16 protein-coding genes are annotated in these 19,098 nt (G+C 72.7%); 4 read left to right on the forward strand and 12 right to left on the reverse strand.

Annotation, left to right across the window (positions count from 1 at the left end; all coding sequences use genetic code 11):
- Positions 1-33: 33 nt before the first annotated feature.
- The 4 genes from infB to rimP all read right to left on the reverse strand — a co-directional run bounded on the left by infB (position 34) and on the right by rimP (position 5,223).
- A complete protein-coding gene (gene infB, locus ACZ597_RS00125; RefSeq protein ID WP_471322893.1) occupies positions 34-3,126 on the reverse strand; it encodes a translation initiation factor IF-2 in 3,093 nt (1,030 codons plus the stop codon).
- Between the two features lie 148 nt (positions 3,127-3,274).
- On the reverse strand, positions 3,275-3,562 hold the full coding sequence (locus tag ACZ597_RS00130; protein WP_471322896.1) for a YlxR family protein: 288 nt from the start codon (positions 3,560-3,562) through the stop codon (positions 3,275-3,277).
- Positions 3,563-3,706: 144 nt separating this feature from the next.
- Positions 3,707-4,708, reverse strand: coding sequence for a transcription termination factor NusA (gene nusA, locus ACZ597_RS00135; RefSeq protein WP_405978333.1), 1,002 nt, complete (start codon positions 4,706-4,708; stop codon positions 3,707-3,709).
- A gap of 2 nt (positions 4,709-4,710) precedes the next feature.
- Positions 4,711-5,223: a ribosome maturation factor RimP gene (gene rimP / locus ACZ597_RS00140; protein WP_471322900.1), complete on the reverse strand. Its 513-nt coding sequence runs from the start codon at positions 5,221-5,223 to the stop codon at positions 4,711-4,713.
- 114 nt (positions 5,224-5,337) lie between these two features.
- Here rimP and ACZ597_RS00145 point away from each other — a divergent pair, with 114 nt between their 5' ends.
- Genes ACZ597_RS00145 through ACZ597_RS00160 form a run of 4 tightly spaced genes read left to right on the forward strand, consistent with a single transcriptional unit; the run spans position 5,338 to position 8,188 of the window.
- Positions 5,338-5,958: a hypothetical protein gene (locus ACZ597_RS00145; RefSeq protein WP_471322902.1), complete on the forward strand. Its 621-nt coding sequence runs from the start codon at positions 5,338-5,340 to the stop codon at positions 5,956-5,958.
- A complete protein-coding gene (locus tag ACZ597_RS00150; RefSeq protein WP_471322904.1) occupies positions 5,955-6,413 on the forward strand; it encodes a ferritin-like domain-containing protein in 459 nt (152 codons plus the stop codon). Before ACZ597_RS00145 ends, ACZ597_RS00150 begins: the two co-directional genes overlap by 4 nt.
- Positions 6,414-6,429: 16 nt before the next feature.
- A complete protein-coding gene (locus tag ACZ597_RS00155; RefSeq protein WP_471322907.1) occupies positions 6,430-7,332 on the forward strand; it encodes an aminoglycoside phosphotransferase family protein in 903 nt (300 codons plus the stop codon).
- A 43-nt stretch (positions 7,333-7,375) separates the two neighbouring features.
- Positions 7,376-8,188, forward strand: a complete 813-nt coding sequence (locus tag ACZ597_RS00160; RefSeq protein ID WP_471322910.1) for a slipin family protein — start codon at positions 7,376-7,378, stop codon at positions 8,186-8,188.
- 37 nt (positions 8,189-8,225) lie between these two features.
- On the opposite strand, the gene ACZ597_RS00165 is transcribed toward ACZ597_RS00160, so the two are convergent.
- The 8 genes from ACZ597_RS00165 to ACZ597_RS00200 all read right to left on the reverse strand — a co-directional run bounded on the left by ACZ597_RS00165 (position 8,226) and on the right by ACZ597_RS00200 (position 18,926).
- Positions 8,226-9,932, reverse strand: coding sequence for a proline--tRNA ligase (locus tag ACZ597_RS00165; RefSeq protein ID WP_471322913.1), 1,707 nt, complete (start codon positions 9,930-9,932; stop codon positions 8,226-8,228).
- Positions 9,933-9,977: 45 nt separating this feature from the next.
- Entirely contained in the window at positions 9,978-10,559 is a 582-nt protein-coding gene (locus tag ACZ597_RS00170) for a GNAT family N-acetyltransferase (RefSeq protein ID WP_471325034.1), read from the reverse strand.
- Between the two features lie 77 nt (positions 10,560-10,636).
- A complete protein-coding gene (locus ACZ597_RS00175) occupies positions 10,637-11,482 on the reverse strand; it encodes a GNAT family N-acetyltransferase (RefSeq protein ID WP_471322915.1) in 846 nt (281 codons plus the stop codon).
- 172 nt (positions 11,483-11,654) lie between these two features.
- Positions 11,655-12,812 (reverse strand): flavodoxin-dependent (E)-4-hydroxy-3-methylbut-2-enyl-diphosphate synthase, encoded by a 1,158-nt coding sequence (gene ispG / locus ACZ597_RS00180; protein WP_471322918.1) that lies wholly within the window; start codon positions 12,810-12,812, stop codon positions 11,655-11,657.
- A 176-nt stretch (positions 12,813-12,988) separates the two neighbouring features.
- A complete protein-coding gene (locus ACZ597_RS00185) occupies positions 12,989-14,290 on the reverse strand; it encodes a M50 family metallopeptidase (RefSeq protein WP_471322919.1) in 1,302 nt (433 codons plus the stop codon).
- A complete protein-coding gene (dxr, locus tag ACZ597_RS00190; protein WP_471322922.1) occupies positions 14,287-15,549 on the reverse strand; it encodes a 1-deoxy-D-xylulose-5-phosphate reductoisomerase in 1,263 nt (420 codons plus the stop codon). The genes ACZ597_RS00185 and dxr overlap by 4 nt, the downstream gene beginning before the upstream one ends.
- A 12-nt stretch (positions 15,550-15,561) precedes the next feature.
- The gene (locus ACZ597_RS00195; RefSeq protein WP_471322925.1) at positions 15,562-16,947 is read right to left on the reverse strand and encodes a hypothetical protein; all 1,386 of its coding nucleotides are present in this window, start codon (positions 16,945-16,947) and stop codon (positions 15,562-15,564) included.
- A gap of 29 nt (positions 16,948-16,976) precedes the next feature.
- Complete coding sequence (locus ACZ597_RS00200; RefSeq protein WP_471322928.1) at positions 16,977-18,926, reverse strand: acyl-CoA dehydrogenase family protein; 1,950 nt, start codon at positions 18,924-18,926, stop codon at positions 16,977-16,979.
- Between the last annotated feature and the right edge of the window lie 172 nt (positions 18,927-19,098).

Below are 19,098 nucleotides of genomic sequence, written 5' to 3' on the forward strand. Positions count from 1 at the left end.
CGGTGTTACGACACGGTACGAACCGCCTCGCGCTTACGCGCGGGGCTTCTCGCGCATCTCGTACGTCGCGATGACGTCGTCGATCTTGATGTCGTTGAAGGAGCCGAGGTTGATACCGCCCTCGAAGCCTTCGCGGATCTCGGTGACGTCGTCCTTGAAGCGGCGCAGACCGGAGATGGTGAGGTTCTCGGCGATGACCTTGCCATCGCGCAGGAGCCGCGCCTTGGTGTTGCGCTTGACCTCGCCGGAGCGGATGAGGACACCGGCGATGTTGCCCAGCTTGGACGAGCGGAAGATCTCGCGGACCTCCGCCGTACCGAGCTCGACCTCTTCGTACTCCGGCTTGAGCAGACCCTTGAGGGCCGCCTCGATCTCCTCGATGGCCTGGTAGATCACCGAGTAGTACCGGACGTCGACGCCCTCGCGGTCCGCCATCTGCGCGGCACGGCCGACAGCGCGGACGTTGTAGCCGATGACGATGGCGTCGGAGCCCATCGCCAGCGAGATGTCGGACTCGGTGACCGCACCCACACCGCGGTGCAGGACGCGGATGTCGACCTCTTCGCCGACGTCGAGCTGGAGCAGCGAGGACTCCAGGGCCTCGACCGCACCGGACGAGTCGCCCTTGATGATGAGGTTGAGTTCCTGGACCAGACCGGCCTTGAGCACGGAGTCGAGGTCCTCGAGGGACACGCGACGGACGCGCTTGGCGAAGTTGGCGTTGCGCTCGCGCGCAGCACGCTTCTCGGCGATCTGACGGGCGGTGCGGTCCTCGTCGACGACGAGGAAGTTGTCGCCGGCGCCGGGGACGTTGGTGAGACCCAGGACCAGGACGGGGGTCGACGGACCCGCTTCCTCGATGTTGTTGCCCTTGTCGTCGAGCATGGCGCGCACTCGGCCGTAGGCGTCGCCCACGACCATCGTGTCGCCGACGCGGAGGGTACCGCGCTGGACGAGGACGGTGGCGACGGCACCGCGGCCGCGGTCGAGGTGGGACTCGATCGCAATACCCTGAGCGTCCTGCTCCGGGTTGGCACGCAGGTCGAGCGAGGCGTCGGCGGTGAGGACGACGGCCTCCAGCAGGGAGTCGATGTGCAGACCCTGCTTGGCGGAGATGTCGACGAACATCGTGTCGCCGCCGTACTCCTCGGCAACCAGACCGAACTCGGTGAGCTGACCGCGCACCTTGACCGGGTCGGCACCCTCGACGTCGATCTTGTTGACCGCGACGACGATCGGGACGCCGGCGGCCTTGGCGTGGTTGAGCGCCTCGATCGTCTGCGGCATGACGCCGTCGTTGGCCGCGACCACGAGGATCGCGATGTCGGTCGACTTCGCACCACGGGCACGCATGGCGGTGAACGCCTCGTGACCCGGGGTGTCGATGAAGGTGATCTTGCGGTCTTCGCCGTTGACCTCGGTGCCCACCTGGTAGGCACCGATGCCCTGGGTGATGCCGCCGGCCTCGCCCGCGACGACGTTCGTCTTGCGGATGGCGTCGAGCAGTCGGGTCTTACCGTGGTCGACGTGACCCATGACGGTGACGACCGGCGGACGCGGGAGCAGGAACTCCTCGCCGCCCTCGTCCTCGCCGAACTCGATGTCGAAGCCCTCGAGGAGCTCGCGGTCCTCTTCCTCCGGGCTGACGATCTGAACGGTGTAGTTCATCTCGTCGGCGAGGAGCTGGAGGGTCTCGTCGGAGACGGACTGCGTGGCAGTGACCATCTCGCCGAGGTTCATCATCACGGCGACGAGCGACGCCGGGTTGGCGTTGATCTTCTCCGCGAAGTCGGTGAGGGAGGCACCGCGCGACAGGCGCACGGTCTCGCCGCCACCGCGCGGCAGCATCACGCCGCCGACGGACGGGGCCTGCATGGCCTCGTACTCCTGGCGACGCTGGCGCTTGGACTTGCGGCCGCGACGGGCCGGACCGCCGGGACGACCGAAGGCGCCCTGCGTGCCACCACGGGCACCGGGACCGCCGGGACGGCCACCGAAGCCGGGACGACCGCCGCCACCGGCACCGGCCGGGCCGCCGCCGAAGCCGCCGCCACCCGGACGCGGGCCACCGAAGCCGCCGCCGGCCGGACGCGAGCCCGGACCGGCCGGACGGCCGGCGAAGCCGCCGCCGGGACGACCGGCGCCACCGGGACGCGGGCCACCCGCACCGGGGCCACGGCCGCCGGGGCCGCCGCCGGGACGCGGACCGGGACCACCGGCAGCGGGACGCTGCGGCATCATGCCCGGGTTCGGACGGTTACCACCGGGAGCACCACCCGGACGCGGGGCGCCGCCCTGCGGACGGGGCATGCCGCCCGGGGTGGGGCGGGCGCCGCCGGGACCCTGCGGACGCGGGGCGCCGCCGGGGCCGGCCTGCGGACGCGGGGCACCCTGGCCGCCGGCGCCGGGGGCACCGGGACGGGGAGCGCCGGCCGGACGGGGCGCCTGCGGGCGCGCCATGCCGGTCGAGCCGCCGGAGGTGAAGGGGTTGTTGCCCGGACGGGGACCGGCCGGACGGGCGCCCTGCGGACGCGGGGCCTGGCCACCGCCGCCGGGGCGGGGGGCCTGGGCGCCGGGGGTGGCACCGGCCGGGCGCGGGGCGCCGGGACGGGCACCCTGACCCGGGCCGGCCGGGCGCTGCTGCGCCGGACGCGGGCCGGGGGACGCGGCGGGACGCGCCGGGGCGGCCGGGGCCGCCGGAGGCGCGGAGAACTCGGTCGCCACGGGAGCCGCCGGAGCGGGCTTCGGGGCGGGAGCCTTGGGACCGGGACGCGGGCCGGGAGTGGCCGGAGTCACCGGGGCGCTGACCGCGGGGGCCTCGGCTGCGGCGGGCTTGGGGGCCGCCGGCACACCGGGCTTCGGGGCAGCAGGACGTGCCGCAGCGGCCGGGGAGGGCGCTGCGGGCTTGGCGGGCGCGGCCTTGCGGGGCGCGCCGGGCTTCGCAGCGGACTTGCCGGCGTTGCCGCCGGGCCCCTGCAGTGCGTCAGTCAACTTGCGTACAACCGGCGCCTCGATCGTCGAGGACGCCGAACGGACGAATTCACCGAGTTCTTGGAGCTTGGCCATGACGACCTTGCTCTCCACCCCGAACTCCTTGGCGAGTTCGTATACCCGGACCTTAGCCACTTCGCTCCTTTTAGGTCCGGGTTACGCCGGACCGTCGCTACTTCATGGGCGTACTCATCGCGTACTCATCGAGTGCTCATCGCAATCTCGACCTACTTCCAACTCGCGAGGTACCTGACCGCACGGGATGTCCGTGCCGTACTTCTTCTTACGGTGTCGCCTCGGCCGGTACGGCCAGGGCTTTGCGCAGTTCCTCCGTGTCGAGCGCTCCGGCGGACCTGAGGGCCCGGGGGAACGCCCGGCGGCGGACCGCCTGGTCGAGGCAGACCACGGCAGGGTGCACGTACGCACCCCGGCCGGGCAGCGTACCGCGAGGATCGGGGACGCATTCGTCCCCGATCGCCACGATCCGCAGCAGATCGCTCTTGGCCGCTCGCTCCCGGCACCCCACACAGGTGCGTTCGGGGCATGCGCGGGCTTGCGTCCGGCCAGACACGCCTAAGTCTACCTCCCCGTACCGACCTCACCCCTTCAGGTGAAAAATCGAACGGATGTCGTCGTCGTTTCCGAGGTGCTCCGGCGGTGCCGGAGTACCTGTCTACCGGCCGGGAACCCCCGGCCGGTAGCGGTTTATTCCCGGTCAGGCACCGGCGTCCGCGTCGGCGGGCACCTCGGTGTCGGGCCGGATGTCGATGCGCCAGCCGGTGAGGCGGGCGGCGAGGCGGGCGTTCTGCCCCTCCTTGCCGATCGCCAGCGACAGCTGGTAGTCGGGCACGGTCACCCGGGCGGAGCGCGAGTCCCAGTCGACGACCTCGACCTTGCTCACCCGGGCGGGTGACAGCGCGTTCGCGACCATCTCCGCCGGGTCGTCCGACCAGTCGACGATGTCGATCTTCTCGCCGTGCAGCTCGGCCATCACGTTGCGCACACGGGCGCCCATCGGGCCGATGCAGGCGCCCTTCGGGTTGAGGCCCGAGCGGGTGGACCGGACGGCGATCTTGGTGCGGTGGCCGGCCTCGCGGGCGATCGCGGAGATCTCGACGCTGCCGTCGGCGATCTCCGGGACCTCCAGCGCGAAGAGCTTCTTCACCAGGTTGGGGTGGGTCCGCGACAGGGTCACGGACGGACCGCGGACACCCTTCGCCACCCGTACGACGTACGTCTTCAGACGGAGGCCGTGCGTGTACTCCTCGCCGGGGACCTGCTCCTGCACCGGCAGGATGGCCTCCAGCTTGCCGATGTCGACGAGGACGTTCTTGGGGTCCTTGCCCTGCTGGACGACGCCGGTGATGACGTCGCCCTCGCGGCCGGCGAACTCGCCGAAGGTCAGGTCGTCCTCGGCGTCGCGCAGACGCTGGAGGATGACCTGCTTGGCGGTCGTCGCGGCGATCCGCCCGAAGTCCGACGGGGTGTCGTCGAACTCCTTGGGCTCCTGTCCCTCTTCGAGGTCCCTCGGGTCCTCGGTCGCCCACACGACCACGTGACCGTTGGTGCGGTCGAGCACGACACGGGCGCGCCGGAAGCTGCCCTCGGTGCGGTGGTACGCGATGAGGAGGGCCGACTCGATCGCCTCGACGAGCAGGTCGAAGGAGATCTCCTTCTCCCGGACCAGACCCCGCAGGGCACTCATGTCGATGTCCACGGCTACGCCTCCTCTTCCTTCTTGTCCTTGCGGCTGAACTCGATCTCGACTCGCGCCTTGGCGATGTCGGTGAATGCGATACGACGGGCGGTCGCCTTGCGGCCCTTCACACCCGGGACTTCGAGGTCCATGCCCTCGTCGTCGACGCCGAGGATGCGGGCGACCAGTTCCCCGGCACCCTTTTCACCCCCGGCGGACAGCTGAAACTTCACGAGGCGGCCCGTCGCCCGAACGTAGTGACGGTGTTCGCTGAGCGGGCGGTCCGCGCCCGGGGAGCTGACTTCGAGGTTGTACTCGTCCTCGCCCATCACGTCGGACTCGTCGAGCCGGTCGGAGATCTCACGGCTCAGCTCGGCACATTCGTCCAGGTCGACACCCTCATCGGAATCCACGATGATGCGCAGCATCCGGCGCTTGCCCGCCTTGGAAAGCTCGATGTCCTCGAGGTCCAGGCCCTTGGCGGCGACGAGCGGCTCCAGCAGTCCGCGCAGCCTGTCGCTCTGGGTGGTGCTCATCCGGGTGACTCCTCGGCCGCGTGTGCTGTTGTGGTTTTCCGTCGTGTCAGGTCAAAGGGTATCCGGTCGCGGAGGGTGTTGCCGTCCGCGCTGCGGACGGGACCCCCGGGTACCGTGATCACACCCTGCCCCGCCATCACCCCCGAGGACGCCGCCGTGCCCTGGACCACGCCCTTGAGGCCCTCGCCCTCCCGAAGGAGCCTGCTCGCCGGAGCCGCCGGTGCGACCGGGGCCGTGCTGCTCACCGGGTGCGCCGGTGGCGGTGACGCGCCCGGCGCCGACAGCGCGGTCGCACTCGACCGGCGGATGCGGGAGGGCGCCGTTCGTGACAGCGAGCGGCTGCTGGAACGTTACGACGCCACCCTGGCGGCCCATCCCGGGCTCGCCGAGCGCCTCGGGCCGCTGCGCGCCGCCGTCGCGGCACACACGACGGCCCTGGCCTCAGCCGACCCCGCGGCCGGGAAGCCGTCCCCCCGCCCGGGGCCGCCCTCCCCGTCCGGGTCCGGCGCCGCGGCACCCGCTCCCGGCGCTCCGGCGGCGCGCGAGGTGCCGGTCCCGGCGCAGCCCGCCGAGGCCCTGAGCGCGCTCGCGGACGCGGAGCGGGACCTGTCGGAGGCCCGGACCATCGCCCTGGCCGGCGCCCCCGGGGAGCTGGCCCGGATGCTCGCCTCGGTGGCGGCCTGCGGGGCCGTCCACGCCTACCTGCTCACCTCGACCCCGGGAGCCGCCTCGTGAAGCCCTCGCCCTCTCCCGCCGGCGGCCCCCTGCGGGCCGCCCAGGCCGCGCTGGCCGCCGAGCACGCCGCCGCGTACGGGTACGGGGTGATCGGCGCGCGCATCGCGCCCTCCCGGGCGAACGAGGCCCGGGAGGCGTACGGCCACCACCTGGCCCGCCGCGACCGGCTGACCCGGACCGTCCGGGAGCTGGGCGGCGCGCCGCAGCCCGCCGAGGCCGCGTACGTCCTGCCCTTCGAGGTGCGCACCCCGGCCGACTCCGAGCGGCTGGCCGCCGTGATCGAGGACCGGGTGGCGGGCGCGTACTCCGATCTGGTGCGGTCGGCGGACGGCCAGTTGCGCCGCGAGGCGGCTGACGCGCTGAGCGCGGCGGCCGTGCGCGCGGCACGCTGGCGCGGTGTCGGCGTAGCCTTCCCTGGGCTCACGGAACGCGCACAGGCGGCCCGTACCAGCTGAAAGGGACCAGGCACGCATGGCTTTCGAACCGCCGCAGCGGCTCGTACGGGCGCTCGGCGAGCTGCCACCGACCGAGCGGGACACGGAGTGGCTGGGGCGCGTGCCCGAGCTCGCCGAGGAGGCGCTGAAGCGGCGGGACGTCACGGCCCAGCGGGTCCAGGCCCCGGGCGGGCGCAGCAGCGTGGTGCTGCTGGTCCGCTACCCCGACGGCACCCCGGCCGCCCTGAAGCTGGCGCCGCCGGGGGCCGCCCCCGGCCGGGAGCTGGCCGCGCTCGCCCACTGGGGCGGCTTCGGGGCCGTACGGGTCCTCGACTCGCGCCACCACGAGGAGGACGGGGCACTGCTGCTGGAGCGGCTGCACCCGGACGTGTCGCTGCGTTCGCTGCCCGACGCCAAGGCCCTGCTGGAGGCCTGCGGCACGCTGCGCCGGCTGTGGGTGGGCCCGCCGCAGGACCACCCCTTCGACACGGTGGCCGAGCGCACCGCGGCCCAGTGCGCGCTGCTGCGTTCGGCCCCGCAGGAGGCGCGGGCGCTCGTCGGCACGGCCCTCGCCCTCCGCGACGAGCTGACGGCCGCGCCCCCCGAAGCCCTCCTCCTGCACGGAAACTTCCGGCAGGGCAAGGTGCTGGCGGCCGAACGCGCCCCGTGGCTGGCGGTGGGCCCGGAGCCGCTGGTCGGCGAGCGGGCCTACGACCTGGCCCGGCTGGTGCGGGACCGGCTGGAGGACCAGATGGCGGCCTCGGCGGGGGCGGCCGGGGCGCGGCGGCGGGTGAACAAGCTCGCCGACTCGCTGGAGGTGGACCGGGAGCGGCTGCGGGGCTGGACGGTGTTCCGGGCGGCGGAGTCGGGCGTCCGGGCCCTGGCCGCCGGACGGCGGCGGGACGCGGAGCTGCTGCTGGAGTTCGCGGCCTGGCTGTGAGGGCATAACACCATAGAAGGCATGTGTCCGGCAGGGGGCCGTCATGGTCGAGGAACTGCTGACAGCGGGAATCGCCGCCGCCACGGGCGTCGCGGTCTACCTGGGTGCGGCCGCCCGGGTGGTGAAGCAGTACGAGCGCGGCGTGGTCTTTCGCTTCGGCCGGCTGCGGGAGGGCGTCCGCCCGCCGGGGTTCACGATGATCCTCCCGGTGGCCGACCGCCTCCACAAGGTGAACCTCCAGATCGTCACCCTCCCGGTGCCGGCGCAGGAGGGCATCACCAGGGACAACGTCACGGTCCGGGTGGACGCGGTCGTCTACTTCAAGGTGGTCGACCCTGCGAGCGCGATCATCGCGGTGGAGGACTACCGTTTCGCCGTCTCCCAGATGGCGCAGACCTCGCTGCGCTCGATCATCGGCAAGAGCGACCTGGACGACCTCCTCTCGAACCGCGAGAAGCTCAACCAGGGCCTGGAACTCATGATCGACAGCCCGGCGATGGGCTGGGGCGTCCAGATCGACCGCGTGGAGATCAAGGACGTATCGCTCCCGGAGACGATGAAGCGGTCGATGGCCCGCCAGGCGGAGGCCGACCGGGAGCGGCGGGCCCGGGTGATCAACGCGGACGCGGAGCTCCAGGCCTCGCACAAGCTGGCCGAAGCCGCCGCCGTCATGTCCGACCAGCCCGCCGCCCTCCAGCTGCGCCTGCTGCAGACGGTGATCGCGGTGGCGGCGGAGAAGAACTCCACCCTGGTCCTGCCCTTCCCGGTGGAGCTCCTGCGCTTCCTGGAACGCGCGACGCCCGTCGCTCCCGCCGCCGAACCGGCCCCGCCGCCGGCGGAGCCCCCGGCGGCGTAGCGCCGCCGGGGGCCCGGTCCGATCCGAGAGACACGCCCTAGCCCAGCCGGGCCAGGGCCTCCGTCAGGGGGAGTTCCTCGCGGGTGCCGGCGGTGCGGTCCTGGAGCTCGACGACGCCCTCGGCGGAGCGGCGGCCCGCCACCAGGATCCACGGCACTCCGATCAGCTCCGCGTCCGTCAGCTTGACGCCCGGCGACAGCCCCGGGCGGTCGTCCAGCAGGACCCGCCGTCCCGCCGCGGCCAGGGCGGCCGCGGCCTCCTCCGCGAGCGCGAGCGGCACCGCCTTGCCCGCCGCCACCACGTGGACGTCGGCCGGCGCCACCGCCGCGGGCCAGCGCAGGCCACGCTCGTCGGCCGTCTGCTCGGCCAGTGCGGCCACCGCGCGGGAGACGCCGATGCCGTAGGAGCCCATGGTGACCCGGACCGGCTTGCCCTCCTTGCCGAGGACGTCCAGCCCGAAGGCGTCGGCGTACTTGCGGCCCAGCTGGAAGATGTGCCCGATCTCGATGGCCCGGTCCAGCTTCAGGCCCGCCCCGCAGGACGGGCAGGGGTCTCCGGGCTCGACGACGACCACGTCCAGGTACCGGTCCACCTCGAAGTCCCGGCCGCAGACCACGTTCCGGGCGTGCGTGTCGGCCTTGTTGGCGCCCGTCACCCACGCCGTCCCCGGCGCCACGCGCGGGTCGGCGAGGTAGGTGACCTTCTCCAGGCCCTGCGGGCCCACGTAGCCGCGTACCAGGTCGGGCCGGTCCGCGAAGTCCTCCGCCGTCACCAGCTCCACCACCGCCGGGGCCAGGTGCTCCCCGAGCTTGCCGAGGTCCACCTCGCGGTCCCCCGGCACGCCGATGGCGGTGATCTCGCCGTCCACCTTGACCAGCAGGTTCTTCAGGGTCGCGGAGGCCGGCACGCCGAGGTGCGCGGCGAGGGTCTCGATGGTGGGGGTGTCGGGGGTCGGGATCTCCTCCAGGGGAGCGTGCTCGGCGTCCCCGGCGTCCCCGGCGGGCTTCAGGGCGAAGGTGACGGCCTCCGTGTTCGCCGCGTAGTCGCAGGAGGGGCAGTCGGCGAAGGTGTCCTCGCCGGCGCCGGCCGGCGCGAGGAACTCCTCCGACGCCGAGCCGCCCATCGCGCCCGACACCGCCGACACGATCCGGTGGTCCAGGCCGAGGCGCTCGAAGATGCGCACGTACGCCTCGCGGTGCAGCCGGTAGGACTCGGCGAGCCCCTCGTCCGACACGTCGAAGGAGTACGAGTCCTTCATCTGGAACTCGCGGCCGCGCAGCACCCCGGAGCGGGGCCGGGCCTCGTCCCGGTACTTCGTCTGGATCTGGTAGAGCATGACGGGCAGGTCCTTGTAGGACGTGCACTGGTCCTTCACCACGAGGGTGAAGATCTCCTCGTGGGTGGGGCCGAGGAGGTAGTCGGCGCCCTTGCGGTCCTTCAGCCGGAACAGCAGGTCCCCGTACTCCGACCAGCGGCCGCTGACCTCGTAGGGCTCCTTCGGCAGCAGCGCCGGCAGCAGTACCTCCTGCGCGCCGATCGCGTCCATCTCCACGCGGACGATGCGCGAGACGTTGTCCAGGACCTTCTTGCCGAGCGGCAGCCAGGTCCACACACCGGCGGAGCTGCGCCGGACGTAGCCGGCCCGGACCAGGAGGCGGTGGCTGAGGGTTTCGGCGTCGGCCGGGTCCTCGCGGAGGGTCTTGGCCATGAGGCGGGACATGCGCTGCACGTGGTGAGTGGACATGACGGGAGGCTACCGGGGGCCGTGCCGGGCCCGGAAACCCGTTTTTCAGTGCGCGTGCGGGGGCCTGAGCAGCGGCAGCGGGGCGCCCATGACCGCGTACGGCAGGCTCGCGCTCGGGAAGTGGACCTTCCGGGCCAGGTCCCGGTAGCCGAGGGCCGCGTAGAGCCTCCGGGCGGGGCTGTCGGTGTCGATGGCGGAGAGGATCGAGCGGGGCTCGGCGGCGCCGTCGGTGATCCGGGTGATGAGGGCGCGGCCGACGCCGCGGCCCTGGAAGCCGGGGTGGACGTGCAGTTCGGTGATGACGAAGGAGTGGTCGAGCCAGTGCTCGGTGCCGCCGGCCCGCAGGTAGGGCTCGACGATGGTGGACCACCAGTGGCCGCGGTCGTTGGGCATGCCGTAGACGAAGCCCGCGAGGGCCCCGTCGTCGGTGAAGGCGCCGAGCGCGCGGGCGCCGGGGCAGGTCATGTGGCGCTGGACGATGTAGCGCCGGATGCCGACCTCCTCCTCGCTGAGCCCGAAGGCGACGGCCTGGACGCGCAGGGCTTCGTCCACCCGGCCGGCCAGGTCGAGGTGCCCGATGCGGAGTCCGGCGGGCCGTACGGCGTCGTCGCCCGGGGAAGTAGGCAGCATGCGGCGACCTTACTTCGGGGTAGGGCTGCTCCGGTACGGCTTCGCGGACGAAACCGGCCGCCCGCTCCGGCAGGTCAGAACAGGACGCTCATGAACGCGCCGACCTCGCGGAAGCCCACCCGGCGGTAGGCGGCGCGGGCCGCGGTGTTGAAGTCGTTGACGTAGAGGCTGACCACGGGGGCCACGTCGCGCAGGGCGTACTCGACCACGGCGGCCATGCCGGTCTCGGAGTGCCCGCGGCCGCGGAATTCGGGGGCCACCCACACGCCCTGGACCTGGCAGGCGTCGGCGGTGGCGGCGCCGATCTCGGCCTTGAAGACGACCTTGCCGTTCTCGACGCGGGCGAAGGAGCGGCCGCTGCCGACGAGCTCGGCGACGCGCGCCTGGTAGAGCAGTCCGCCGTCCCCGGCGAGCGGCGAGATGCCGACCTCCTCGGTGAACATGGCCACGCAGGCGGGCATGATCATGTCCATCTCGTCCTTGCGGATCCGGCGGACCATGGGGTCGGCCGGGATCTCGGCGGACGGCCGCTCGGTGACCATGAGCGGCTGGTGGGCGCGGACGTCGCGGGCCGGGCCCCAGCTGGGCTCCAGGAGCTGCCACAGCAGCCGGGTGGGCGCGGCGGGGCCGACGATGGAGGAGCACCGGCGGCCGGTGCGGCGGGCCCGGTCGGCGAAGGCGCGTACGGCGTCGGGGCCGGCGCAGACGGGGACCAGGTTGGCTCCGGCGTAGCACATGGAGCGGAGCTCGCCTTCGGCGTACCAGCCCCACATCTCTCCGCCCAGGCGCCACGGGTCGAGTCCGGCGACCTGGACCCGGGAGGTGACGAAGGCGTTCTCGACCGGCTCGCGTCCGAGGATGGCGAGCGCGGCGTCGAGATCACTGGGCTCAAGGACCCTGGTAGTGGTCTGCGTCAACACTGGGGCCTCACCGTGCAAGTCTGCTGATCTCCGCACTGTACCCGCCGCAACCTGCGCACGCCTGGTCCCGCAGGTCACGAAAAGGGCCCGGCCCCGGCCGCGAGCTGCGCGGACGGGGCCGGGTGAGTTCCTGGTGGAGGGCCTGGAAAGGGCCTCGCGGGAGGGGTCCGGATCAGACGCCGATGGCGACGCTGGGCTCGCCGGAGGCGACGCCGTCCTTCTCCATCTGCTCGGCGATCTTCAGCGCCTCTTCGATGAGGGTCTCCACGATCTTGGACTCGGGGACGGTCTTGATGACCTCGCCCTTGACGAAGATCTGGCCCTTGCCGTTGCCGGAGGCGACGCCGAGGTCGGCCTCGCGGGCCTCGCCGGGACCGTTGACGACGCAGCCCATGACGGCGACGCGCAGCGGGACGGTCATGCCGTCCAGGCCCGCCGTGACCTCCTCGGCCAGCTTGTAGACGTCGACCTGGGCGCGGCCGCAGGAGGGGCAGGAGACGATCTCCAGGCGGCGCGGCTTGAGGTTCAGCGACTCCAGGATCTGGTTGCCGACCTTGACCTCCTCGACCGGCGGGGCGGAGAGGGAGACGCGGATGGTGTCGCCGATGCCCTCGGAGAGCAGCGCGCCGAAGGCGACGGCGGACTTGATGGTGCCCTGGAAGGCGGGGCCGGCCTCGGTCACGCCGAGGTGCAGCGGGTAGTCGCACTGGGCGGCGAGCTGGCGGTAGGCGTTGACCATGACGACCGGGTCGTTGTGCTTGACCGAGATCTTGATGTCGCCGAAGCCGTGCTCCTCGAAGAGGGAGGCCTCCCACAGCGCGGACTCGACGAGCGCCTCGGGGGTGGCCTTGCCGTACTTCTTCAGCAGGCGCGCGTCGAGGGAGCCGGCGTTGACGCCGATGCGGATCGGCGTGCCCGCCTCCCTGGCGGCGTACGCGATCTCCTTGACCTTGTCGTCGAACTGCTTGATGTTGCCCGGGTTGACGCGGACGGCGGCGCAGCCGGCGTCGATCGCGGCGAACACGTACTTGGGCTGGAAGTGGATGTCGGCGATGACCGGGATCTGCGACTTCTTCGCGATGACGGCCAGCGCGTCGGCGTCGTCCTGCGTCGGGCAGGCGACACGGACGATCTGGCAGCCGGAGGCGGTCAGCTCGGCGATCTGCTGGAGGGTGGCGCCGATGTCGGAGGTGCGGGTCGTGGTCATCGACTGCACCGAGACGGGTGCGTCGCCGCCGACGGCCACGGAACCGACCTGGATCTTGCGGCTGACCCGGCGGTCGGCAAGCTTCGTCGGCACGGACGGCATTCCGAGAGAGATGGCAGTCATCTGCTGTGCAACCCCAAGGTGTGGATCGAGGTCCCGAGATCGGCGGGCTCCAGCCTTCGAGGTTACGCCAAGCAGCGCGCGCCCCTTGCATCCGAGGGGGTGGCGCCACCCGAACGTAGGGAGCCGGGCACGATGCGTGCCCGGCTCCGGTCGCCGCTGGGGTGGTGCCCGTACGGCTAGGTGATCTTGATGGGGTTGACCACGTCCGCGACGAGCACCAGCAGGGTGAAGCAGACGAAGACGCCGGCGACCACGTACGCGGCGGGCATCAGCTTCGCCACGTCGAAGGGGCCGGGGTCGGCGCGCCGGAACACCTTGGCCACGGTGCGGCGCAGGGACTCCCACAGGGCGCCGGCGATGTGGCCGCCGTCCAGGGGCAGCAGGGGCAGCATGTTGAACAGGAACAGCGAGAGGTTGAACATGCCCAGGACGTTGAGCAGGATCGACATCTTCTGCTCGCTGGGCAGGTCCAGGGCGGCGATGTCGCCGCTCATCCGGGCCGCGCCGACGATGCCCATCGGGGAGTCGGCCTCGCGCTCGCCGCCGCTGAAGGCCGCGTTCCAGAGGGCGGGGATCTTGGCGGGGAGCTTGAGGAGGCCCTGGACGCTGCTGTCGACGATCTCGGCCATGTGGTCGACGGACTCGCCGAAGGACAGGGCGGCGATCTCGCTCTTCGGGCTGAAGCCGAGCCAGCCGGCGGTGACGTACTGGCCCTTGACGTAGCCGCCGTGGCCGTCGGTCTTGGCGACCTGGTTCGCGATCAGGTCGACGGGGATGCCGAGCTGCTGCCCGTCGCGCACGACGGTGACGGTGGCGGGGCCCACGGTGTCGCGGATCCGCTTCTGGAGGGCGGACCAGTCGGCCACCTTCTTGCCGTTGAAGGCGACGATCCGGTCGTCCGCCCGCAGGCCGGCCTTCTTCGCCGGGGCCACCGGGTCGCCGTCCTTGCAGACGTCGCGCTTCTCGCTCTGCTGGATGACGCAGGGCGAGACGCTCGCGATCTGGGTGGTGGTCCGGTTGATGCCGAAGGTCATCCACACGCCGAAGAAGATCGCGAGGGCGAGCACCAGGTTCATGAAGGGGCCCGCGAACATCACGATCACGCGCTTCCAGGGCTTGCGCGTGTAGAAGAGCCGCGTCTCGTCGCCGGGCTGGAGCTCCTCGTAGGCCGCCGAGCGGGCGTCCTCGATCATCGAACGGAAGGGCGAGGTGGAGCGGGCGGTGACCTTGCCGTCCTCGCCGGGCGGGAACATCCCGATCATGCGGATGTAGCCGCCCATCGGGATGGCCTTGATCCCGTACTCGGTCTCGCCCTTCTTGCGGGACCAGATGGTCTTGCCGAAGCCGACCATGTACTGGGGCACGCGGATGCCGAAGAGCTTGGCCGTGGAGAGGTGGCCGAGCTCGTGCCAGGCGATCGAGAACAGCAGCCCGACGACGAAGACGAGCACGCCCGTCAGGGTCAGCAGCAAGGTCATGCGCCCGCCTCCACGGCGGCCCGCGCCGCCATCTCCTGTGCCCGGGCCCTGGCCCAGGTCTCCGCTTCGAGGACGTCCGCCACCGTCAGGGAGGTTCCCGACGTGGGCGTTCCGTGCTCGTCGACCACTGTGGAGACGGTATCCATGATTGCTGTGAACGGCAGCCGACCGGCCAGGAAGGCGTCCACGCACTCCTCGTTCGCCGCGTTGAAGACGGCGGGGGCGGTTCCGCCCAGGGTGCCGACGTGCCGGGCGAGGCCGACCGAGGGGAAGGCCTCGGTGTCGAGCGGGAAGAACTCCCAGGTGGAGGCCTTGGTCCAGTCGAAGGAACGGGAGGCGTCCGGGACCCGCTGGGGCCAGCCGAGGCCGATCGCGATGGGGCCGCGCATGTCCGGCGGGGTGGCCTGGGCGAGGGTGGAGCCGTCCGTGAACTCGACCATGGAGTGCACGTAGGACTGGGGGTGGACCACGACCTCGATGCGGTCGAAGGGGATGTCGTAGAGCAGGTGCGCCTCGATGACCTCCAGCCCCTTGTTGACCAGGGTCGCCGAGTTCACGGTGATGACCGGTCCCATGGCCCAGGTGGGGTGCGCGAGGGCGTCCTCGACGGTGACCGAGGCCAGCTCGGCGCGGGTGCGGCCGCGGAAGGGCCCGCCAGACGCGGTGACCACGAGCTTGCGGACGTCCGCGCGGGTGCCGGCGGCGAGGGCCTGGAAGAGGGCCGCGTGCTCGGAGTCCACGGGAATGATCTGCCCGGGCTCCGCGAGGGCCTTGACCAGCGGGCCGCCGACGATCAGCGACTCCTTGTTGGCCAGGGCCAGGGTGCGGCCCGCCCGCAGCGCCGCGAGGGTGGGGGCGAGGCCGATGGAGCCGGTGATGCCGTTCAGGACGGTGTGGCAGTCGGAGGCGGCGAGTTCGGCGGCCGCGTCGGGACCGGCCAGGATCTCGGGCAGCGGTTCGCCGGCGCCGTACTGCTCGCCCAGCGCCTCCTTCAGGGCCGGTACGGCGTCCTCGCGGGCGACGGCCACGGTCCGGACCCGGAGCTTGCGGGCCTGCTCGGCCAGCAGGTCGACGCGCCCGCCGGCGGCGGACAGCGCGGTGACCCGGAACCGGTCCGGGTTGCGCAGGGCGAGGTCGATGGCCTGGGTGCCGATGGACCCGGTCGACCCGAGGATGACGATGTCCCGGCGGCCGGCCGCGGCGTCGAAGAGGAGGTGCGGGTCGGCGAGGGGGGCTGGACTGTCGCTCATGCACCCCATTGTTGCCGCAACTCACGGACGCTTGGACACGGAGTCCCCGTCCGTGACGCGCGCCAGGAGTTCGGGGATGGTTCCGGCGAAGTCGGGGAGCGCCCGGGCGGCGCGCCACCAGGCCCCGGGGTCGTCGCCGAGGGCCGCGTCGAAGAGCCGGTCCGCCTCGGCGCGGGCGGCGAGCACGGCGGCGGGGCGGTCGTGGCGGTCGGGGTGGCCCGTGTCGCCGAGCCACTGGTCCTCGTCGAGCGCCCAGCACGCGGGGACCTTGTGCCGGACCACGTCGGCGCCGGTGAGCAGGCCCCGGTCCAGGCAGTCGCGGACCCAGCGGACGTCCTCGGCGGCGGTGTCCATCGGCACGGCCAGGCTCACCAGGGCCAGCTCGCGCTCCCACGCGCCGGCCGGCTCCGCGGGGGCAGGGTCCGGGGCGAGGTGGCGGACGGCGCGGGCCAGCGCCGGGTCGTGGCGTACGTCGCCGGGCGCGGCCGGGGTGCCCGCGGCCAGCGCGGCCGCCAGCTCGGGCAGGGTGCCGCGGAAGGCGGGGGCCCGGCGGCCCAGTTCGGCCCACAGCCGGGGGTCGTCGCCGAGCGCGGGGCGCAGGGCGCGGTGCACGGCCGACTGCATCTCGGCCTGTTCGGGCAGGGTCCAGCGCAGCCCGCGGGTGGCGGAGAGGTGGCCGAGGAGCAGGGTGCGGGGCGCGGGGGCCACGTACGCGACGAGCTCGTCGCAGGTCAGCAGGCCCATGCGGACGGCGCGGACGGCGGGCCGGTACCAGTGGCGGCCGTACGTGTCCCCCGTGCGCGCGTCGAGCAGCTCGCGGCACGCCTGCCGGGGCAGACCGCCCGCCAGCAGCAGCGCCTCGACGGCGCCGGCCGGCAGCGGGGCGCGGGCGTGGGCGCGCAGCAGCGGCTCGGGGTCGTGGAGGTCGAGCAGGTGCGGCATGCGGAGCAGGGTGAGCGGGATCCGTGGGCGGCGGCCGTGCCGGCGCAGCAGCCGGACCAGCTCGTCGGGGGTGAGGGGACCGGGGCCGGTCTCGGCGAGCAGCTCGGGCGAGGGCCCCGGCCTGGCGGCGTACCGCGCCGGGCCGGGCAGGCCGGGCAGCGGGCGGCCGACGACGTGCGGGTTGCGGGCGATGTAGTGCCGGTCGGCGTCGGTGCCGTGGCGCAGCAGGAGGGTGACGGCGGCGGCGGGCAGCCACTGGTCGCGGCACAGGTACTTGCGGGTGGGCCCGTCGAGGCGGTCGATCAGATCGGCCACCACGTGGTGCGGTGCGTGGCGCAGCAGGTGCGCCACGCACCAGGCCAGCCGCCGGCAGGCCCGGTCCTCCTCGGCCGTCGCCATCGTCCTCGCCCGCCTCGTGCTCGTGCCGGTACCGGTGCTGGTGCCCGTACGTCCGTACTCGTACATCCGTCCGATCTGCTGCCGATGATGGCAGGTCAGCGCAGGGGACGGTGAACGTTTTTGCGCGTGGAGGGGCCGGGGGCGGCGTCCGCGATCCAGGGGCCGTCTCCGGAGGGGTCGACGACCCCTTCCTCCAGCCAGGTGTAGGTGCCGCCGAGGACCCCTTCGACGACCTTGCGGTCGAGGTCGTCGGTGTTGGCCCACAGCCGGCCGAAGAGCTCCTCGACGCGCAGCCGGGACTGCCTGCAGAACGCGTCGGCGAGCTGGTAGGCCTCGCGGCCGTGGTCGCCGCTCTCGCGCAGGTGCTCGGCGCGCACGCAGGCGGCGCTCATCGCGAAGAGCTCGGCGCCGATGTCCACGATCCGGCCGAGGAACCCCTGCTTGGTCTCCATCCGGCCCTGCCAGCGGGACATGGCGTAGAAGGTCGAGCGGGCGAGTTTGCGGGCGCCGCGCTCGACGTAGCGCAGGTGGGTGGCGAGGTCGGGGTGGCCTGCCGGGTGGAACTCCCGGTACGTGCCGGGGAGCTGGCCGGGGCCGGTGGCGAGCTTGGGCAGCCAGCGGGCGTAGAAGCCGGCCGCGCGGGCACCGGCCTTCGCCTTGTCGCCGAGGGCCTTCTCGGGGTCGATGAGGTCGCCGGCGACGGAGAGGTGGGCGTCGACGGCCTCGCGGGCGATCAGCAGGTGCATGATCTCGGTGGAGCCCTCGAAGATCCGGTTGATGCGCAGGTCGCGCAGGAGCTGCTCGGCGGCTACGGCGCGTTCGCCGCGGGCGGCGAGGGACTCGGCGGTCTCGAAGCCGCGTCCGCCGCGGATCTGGACCAGTTCGTCGGCCATCAGCCAGGCCATCTCGGAGCCGTAGAGCTTGGCGAGGGCGGCCTCGATGCGGATGTCGTTGCGGTCCTCGTCGGCCATCTGGGAGGCGAGGTCCACCACCGCCTCCAGGGCGAAGGTGGTGGCGGCGATGAAGGAGATCTTCGCGCCGACGGCCTCGTGCCGGGCGACGGGGCGGCCCCACTGCTCGCGCACCCCGGACCACTCCCGGGCGATCTTCAGGCACCACTTGCCGGCGCCTACGCACATGGCGGGCAGGGACAGCCGGCCGGTGTTCAGGGTGGTCAGCGCGATCTTGAGGCCGACTCCCTCGGCGCCGATCCGCTGGGCGGCGGGCACCCTCACCCGGTGGAAGCGGGTGACGCCGTTCTCCAGGCCGCGCAGGCCCATGAAGGCGTTGCGGTGCTCGACGGTGATGCCGGGCGAGTCCGCCTCGACGACGAAGGCGGTGATCCCGCCGCGGTGACCGTCCGCCTTCGGGACCCGGGCCATGACCACGAGCAGGTCGGCCACCACCCCGTTGGTGGTCCACAGCTTGACCCCGTCGAGGACGTACGTGTCGTCGTCCTCCGGGTCGGGCACGGCGGTGGTGGCCAGCCGGGCCGGGTCGGAGCCCACGTCCGGCTCGGTGAGCAGGAAGGCGCTGATCGCGGTGGTGGCGCAGCGCGGCAGGTAGGCGTCCTTCTGCTCCTTGGTGCCGAACATCTTCAGGGGCTGCGGCACGCCGATCGACTGGTGGGCGGAGAGCAGGGCGCCGATGGCCGGGCTGACGGAGCCGACGAGGGCGAGCGCCTTGTTGTAGTACACCTGGGTGAGGCCGAGGCCCCCGTACTCGGTGCCGATCTTCATGCCGAGGGCGCCGAGCTCCTTGAGCCCGCGCACCGTCTCGTCGGGGATCCGGGCCTCGCGCTCGATGCGCTGCCCGTCGATCTCGCGCTCGCAGAAGTCCCGCAGCCGGGCCAGGAAGGCCTCGCCGCGCCGGACGTCCTCGTCGGCGGGGGTCGGGTGGGGATGGATCAGGTCGAGCCGGAAGCGGCCGAGGAAGAGCTCCTTGGCGAAGCTGGGTTTGCGCCAGTCCTGCTCGCGGGCCGCTTCCGCGACCTGCCGCGCCTCGCGCTCGGTCACCTTGGGCTGTACGGGCCGTGTTGCCGACATCCGGGTACTCACCTCGCCGCATCGGGGGGACCTACCGATCGGTGCTACCTGTCAGTCGTACCCGCTGCGGGCGCCCGGGAAAATACGGGCGCGTGCAAAAGGGGGACGCCCGGAAAGGCCTCCGGAAAAGGGGGACGGCCGGAGCCCCCGCACATTGCGCGGCTCAGACCCG

The organism is Streptomyces sp. NPDC040718, from assembly GCF_055593565.1.

What these genes read in the sequence shown, in the direction of transcription:
- rimP (WP_471322900.1), bottom strand. Translation starts at nt 5,223, where the DNA reads ATGAGCACCACCCAGAGCGACAGGCTGCGCGGACTGCTGGAGCCGCTC.
- ACZ597_RS00155 (WP_471322907.1), top strand. Translation starts at nt 6,430, where the DNA reads ATGGCTTTCGAACCGCCGCAGCGGCTCGTACGGGCGCTCGGCGAGCTG.
- ACZ597_RS00160 (WP_471322910.1), top strand. Translation starts at nt 7,376, where the DNA reads ATGGTCGAGGAACTGCTGACAGCGGGAATCGCCGCCGCCACGGGCGTC.
- ACZ597_RS00165 (WP_471322913.1), bottom strand. Translation starts at nt 9,932, where the DNA reads ATGTCCACTCACCACGTGCAGCGCATGTCCCGCCTCATGGCCAAGACC.
- ispG (WP_471322918.1), bottom strand. Translation starts at nt 12,812, where the DNA reads ATGACTGCCATCTCTCTCGGAATGCCGTCCGTGCCGACGAAGCTTGCC.
- ACZ597_RS00185 (WP_471322919.1), bottom strand. Translation starts at nt 14,290, where the DNA reads ATGACCTTGCTGCTGACCCTGACGGGCGTGCTCGTCTTCGTCGTCGGG.
- dxr (WP_471322922.1), bottom strand. Translation starts at nt 15,549, where the DNA reads ATGGGGTGCATGAGCGACAGTCCAGCCCCCCTCGCCGACCCGCACCTC.
- ACZ597_RS00195 (WP_471322925.1), bottom strand. Translation starts at nt 16,947, where the DNA reads ATGTACGAGTACGGACGTACGGGCACCAGCACCGGTACCGGCACGAGC.
- ACZ597_RS00200 (WP_471322928.1), bottom strand. Translation starts at nt 18,926, where the DNA reads ATGTCGGCAACACGGCCCGTACAGCCCAAGGTGACCGAGCGCGAGGCG.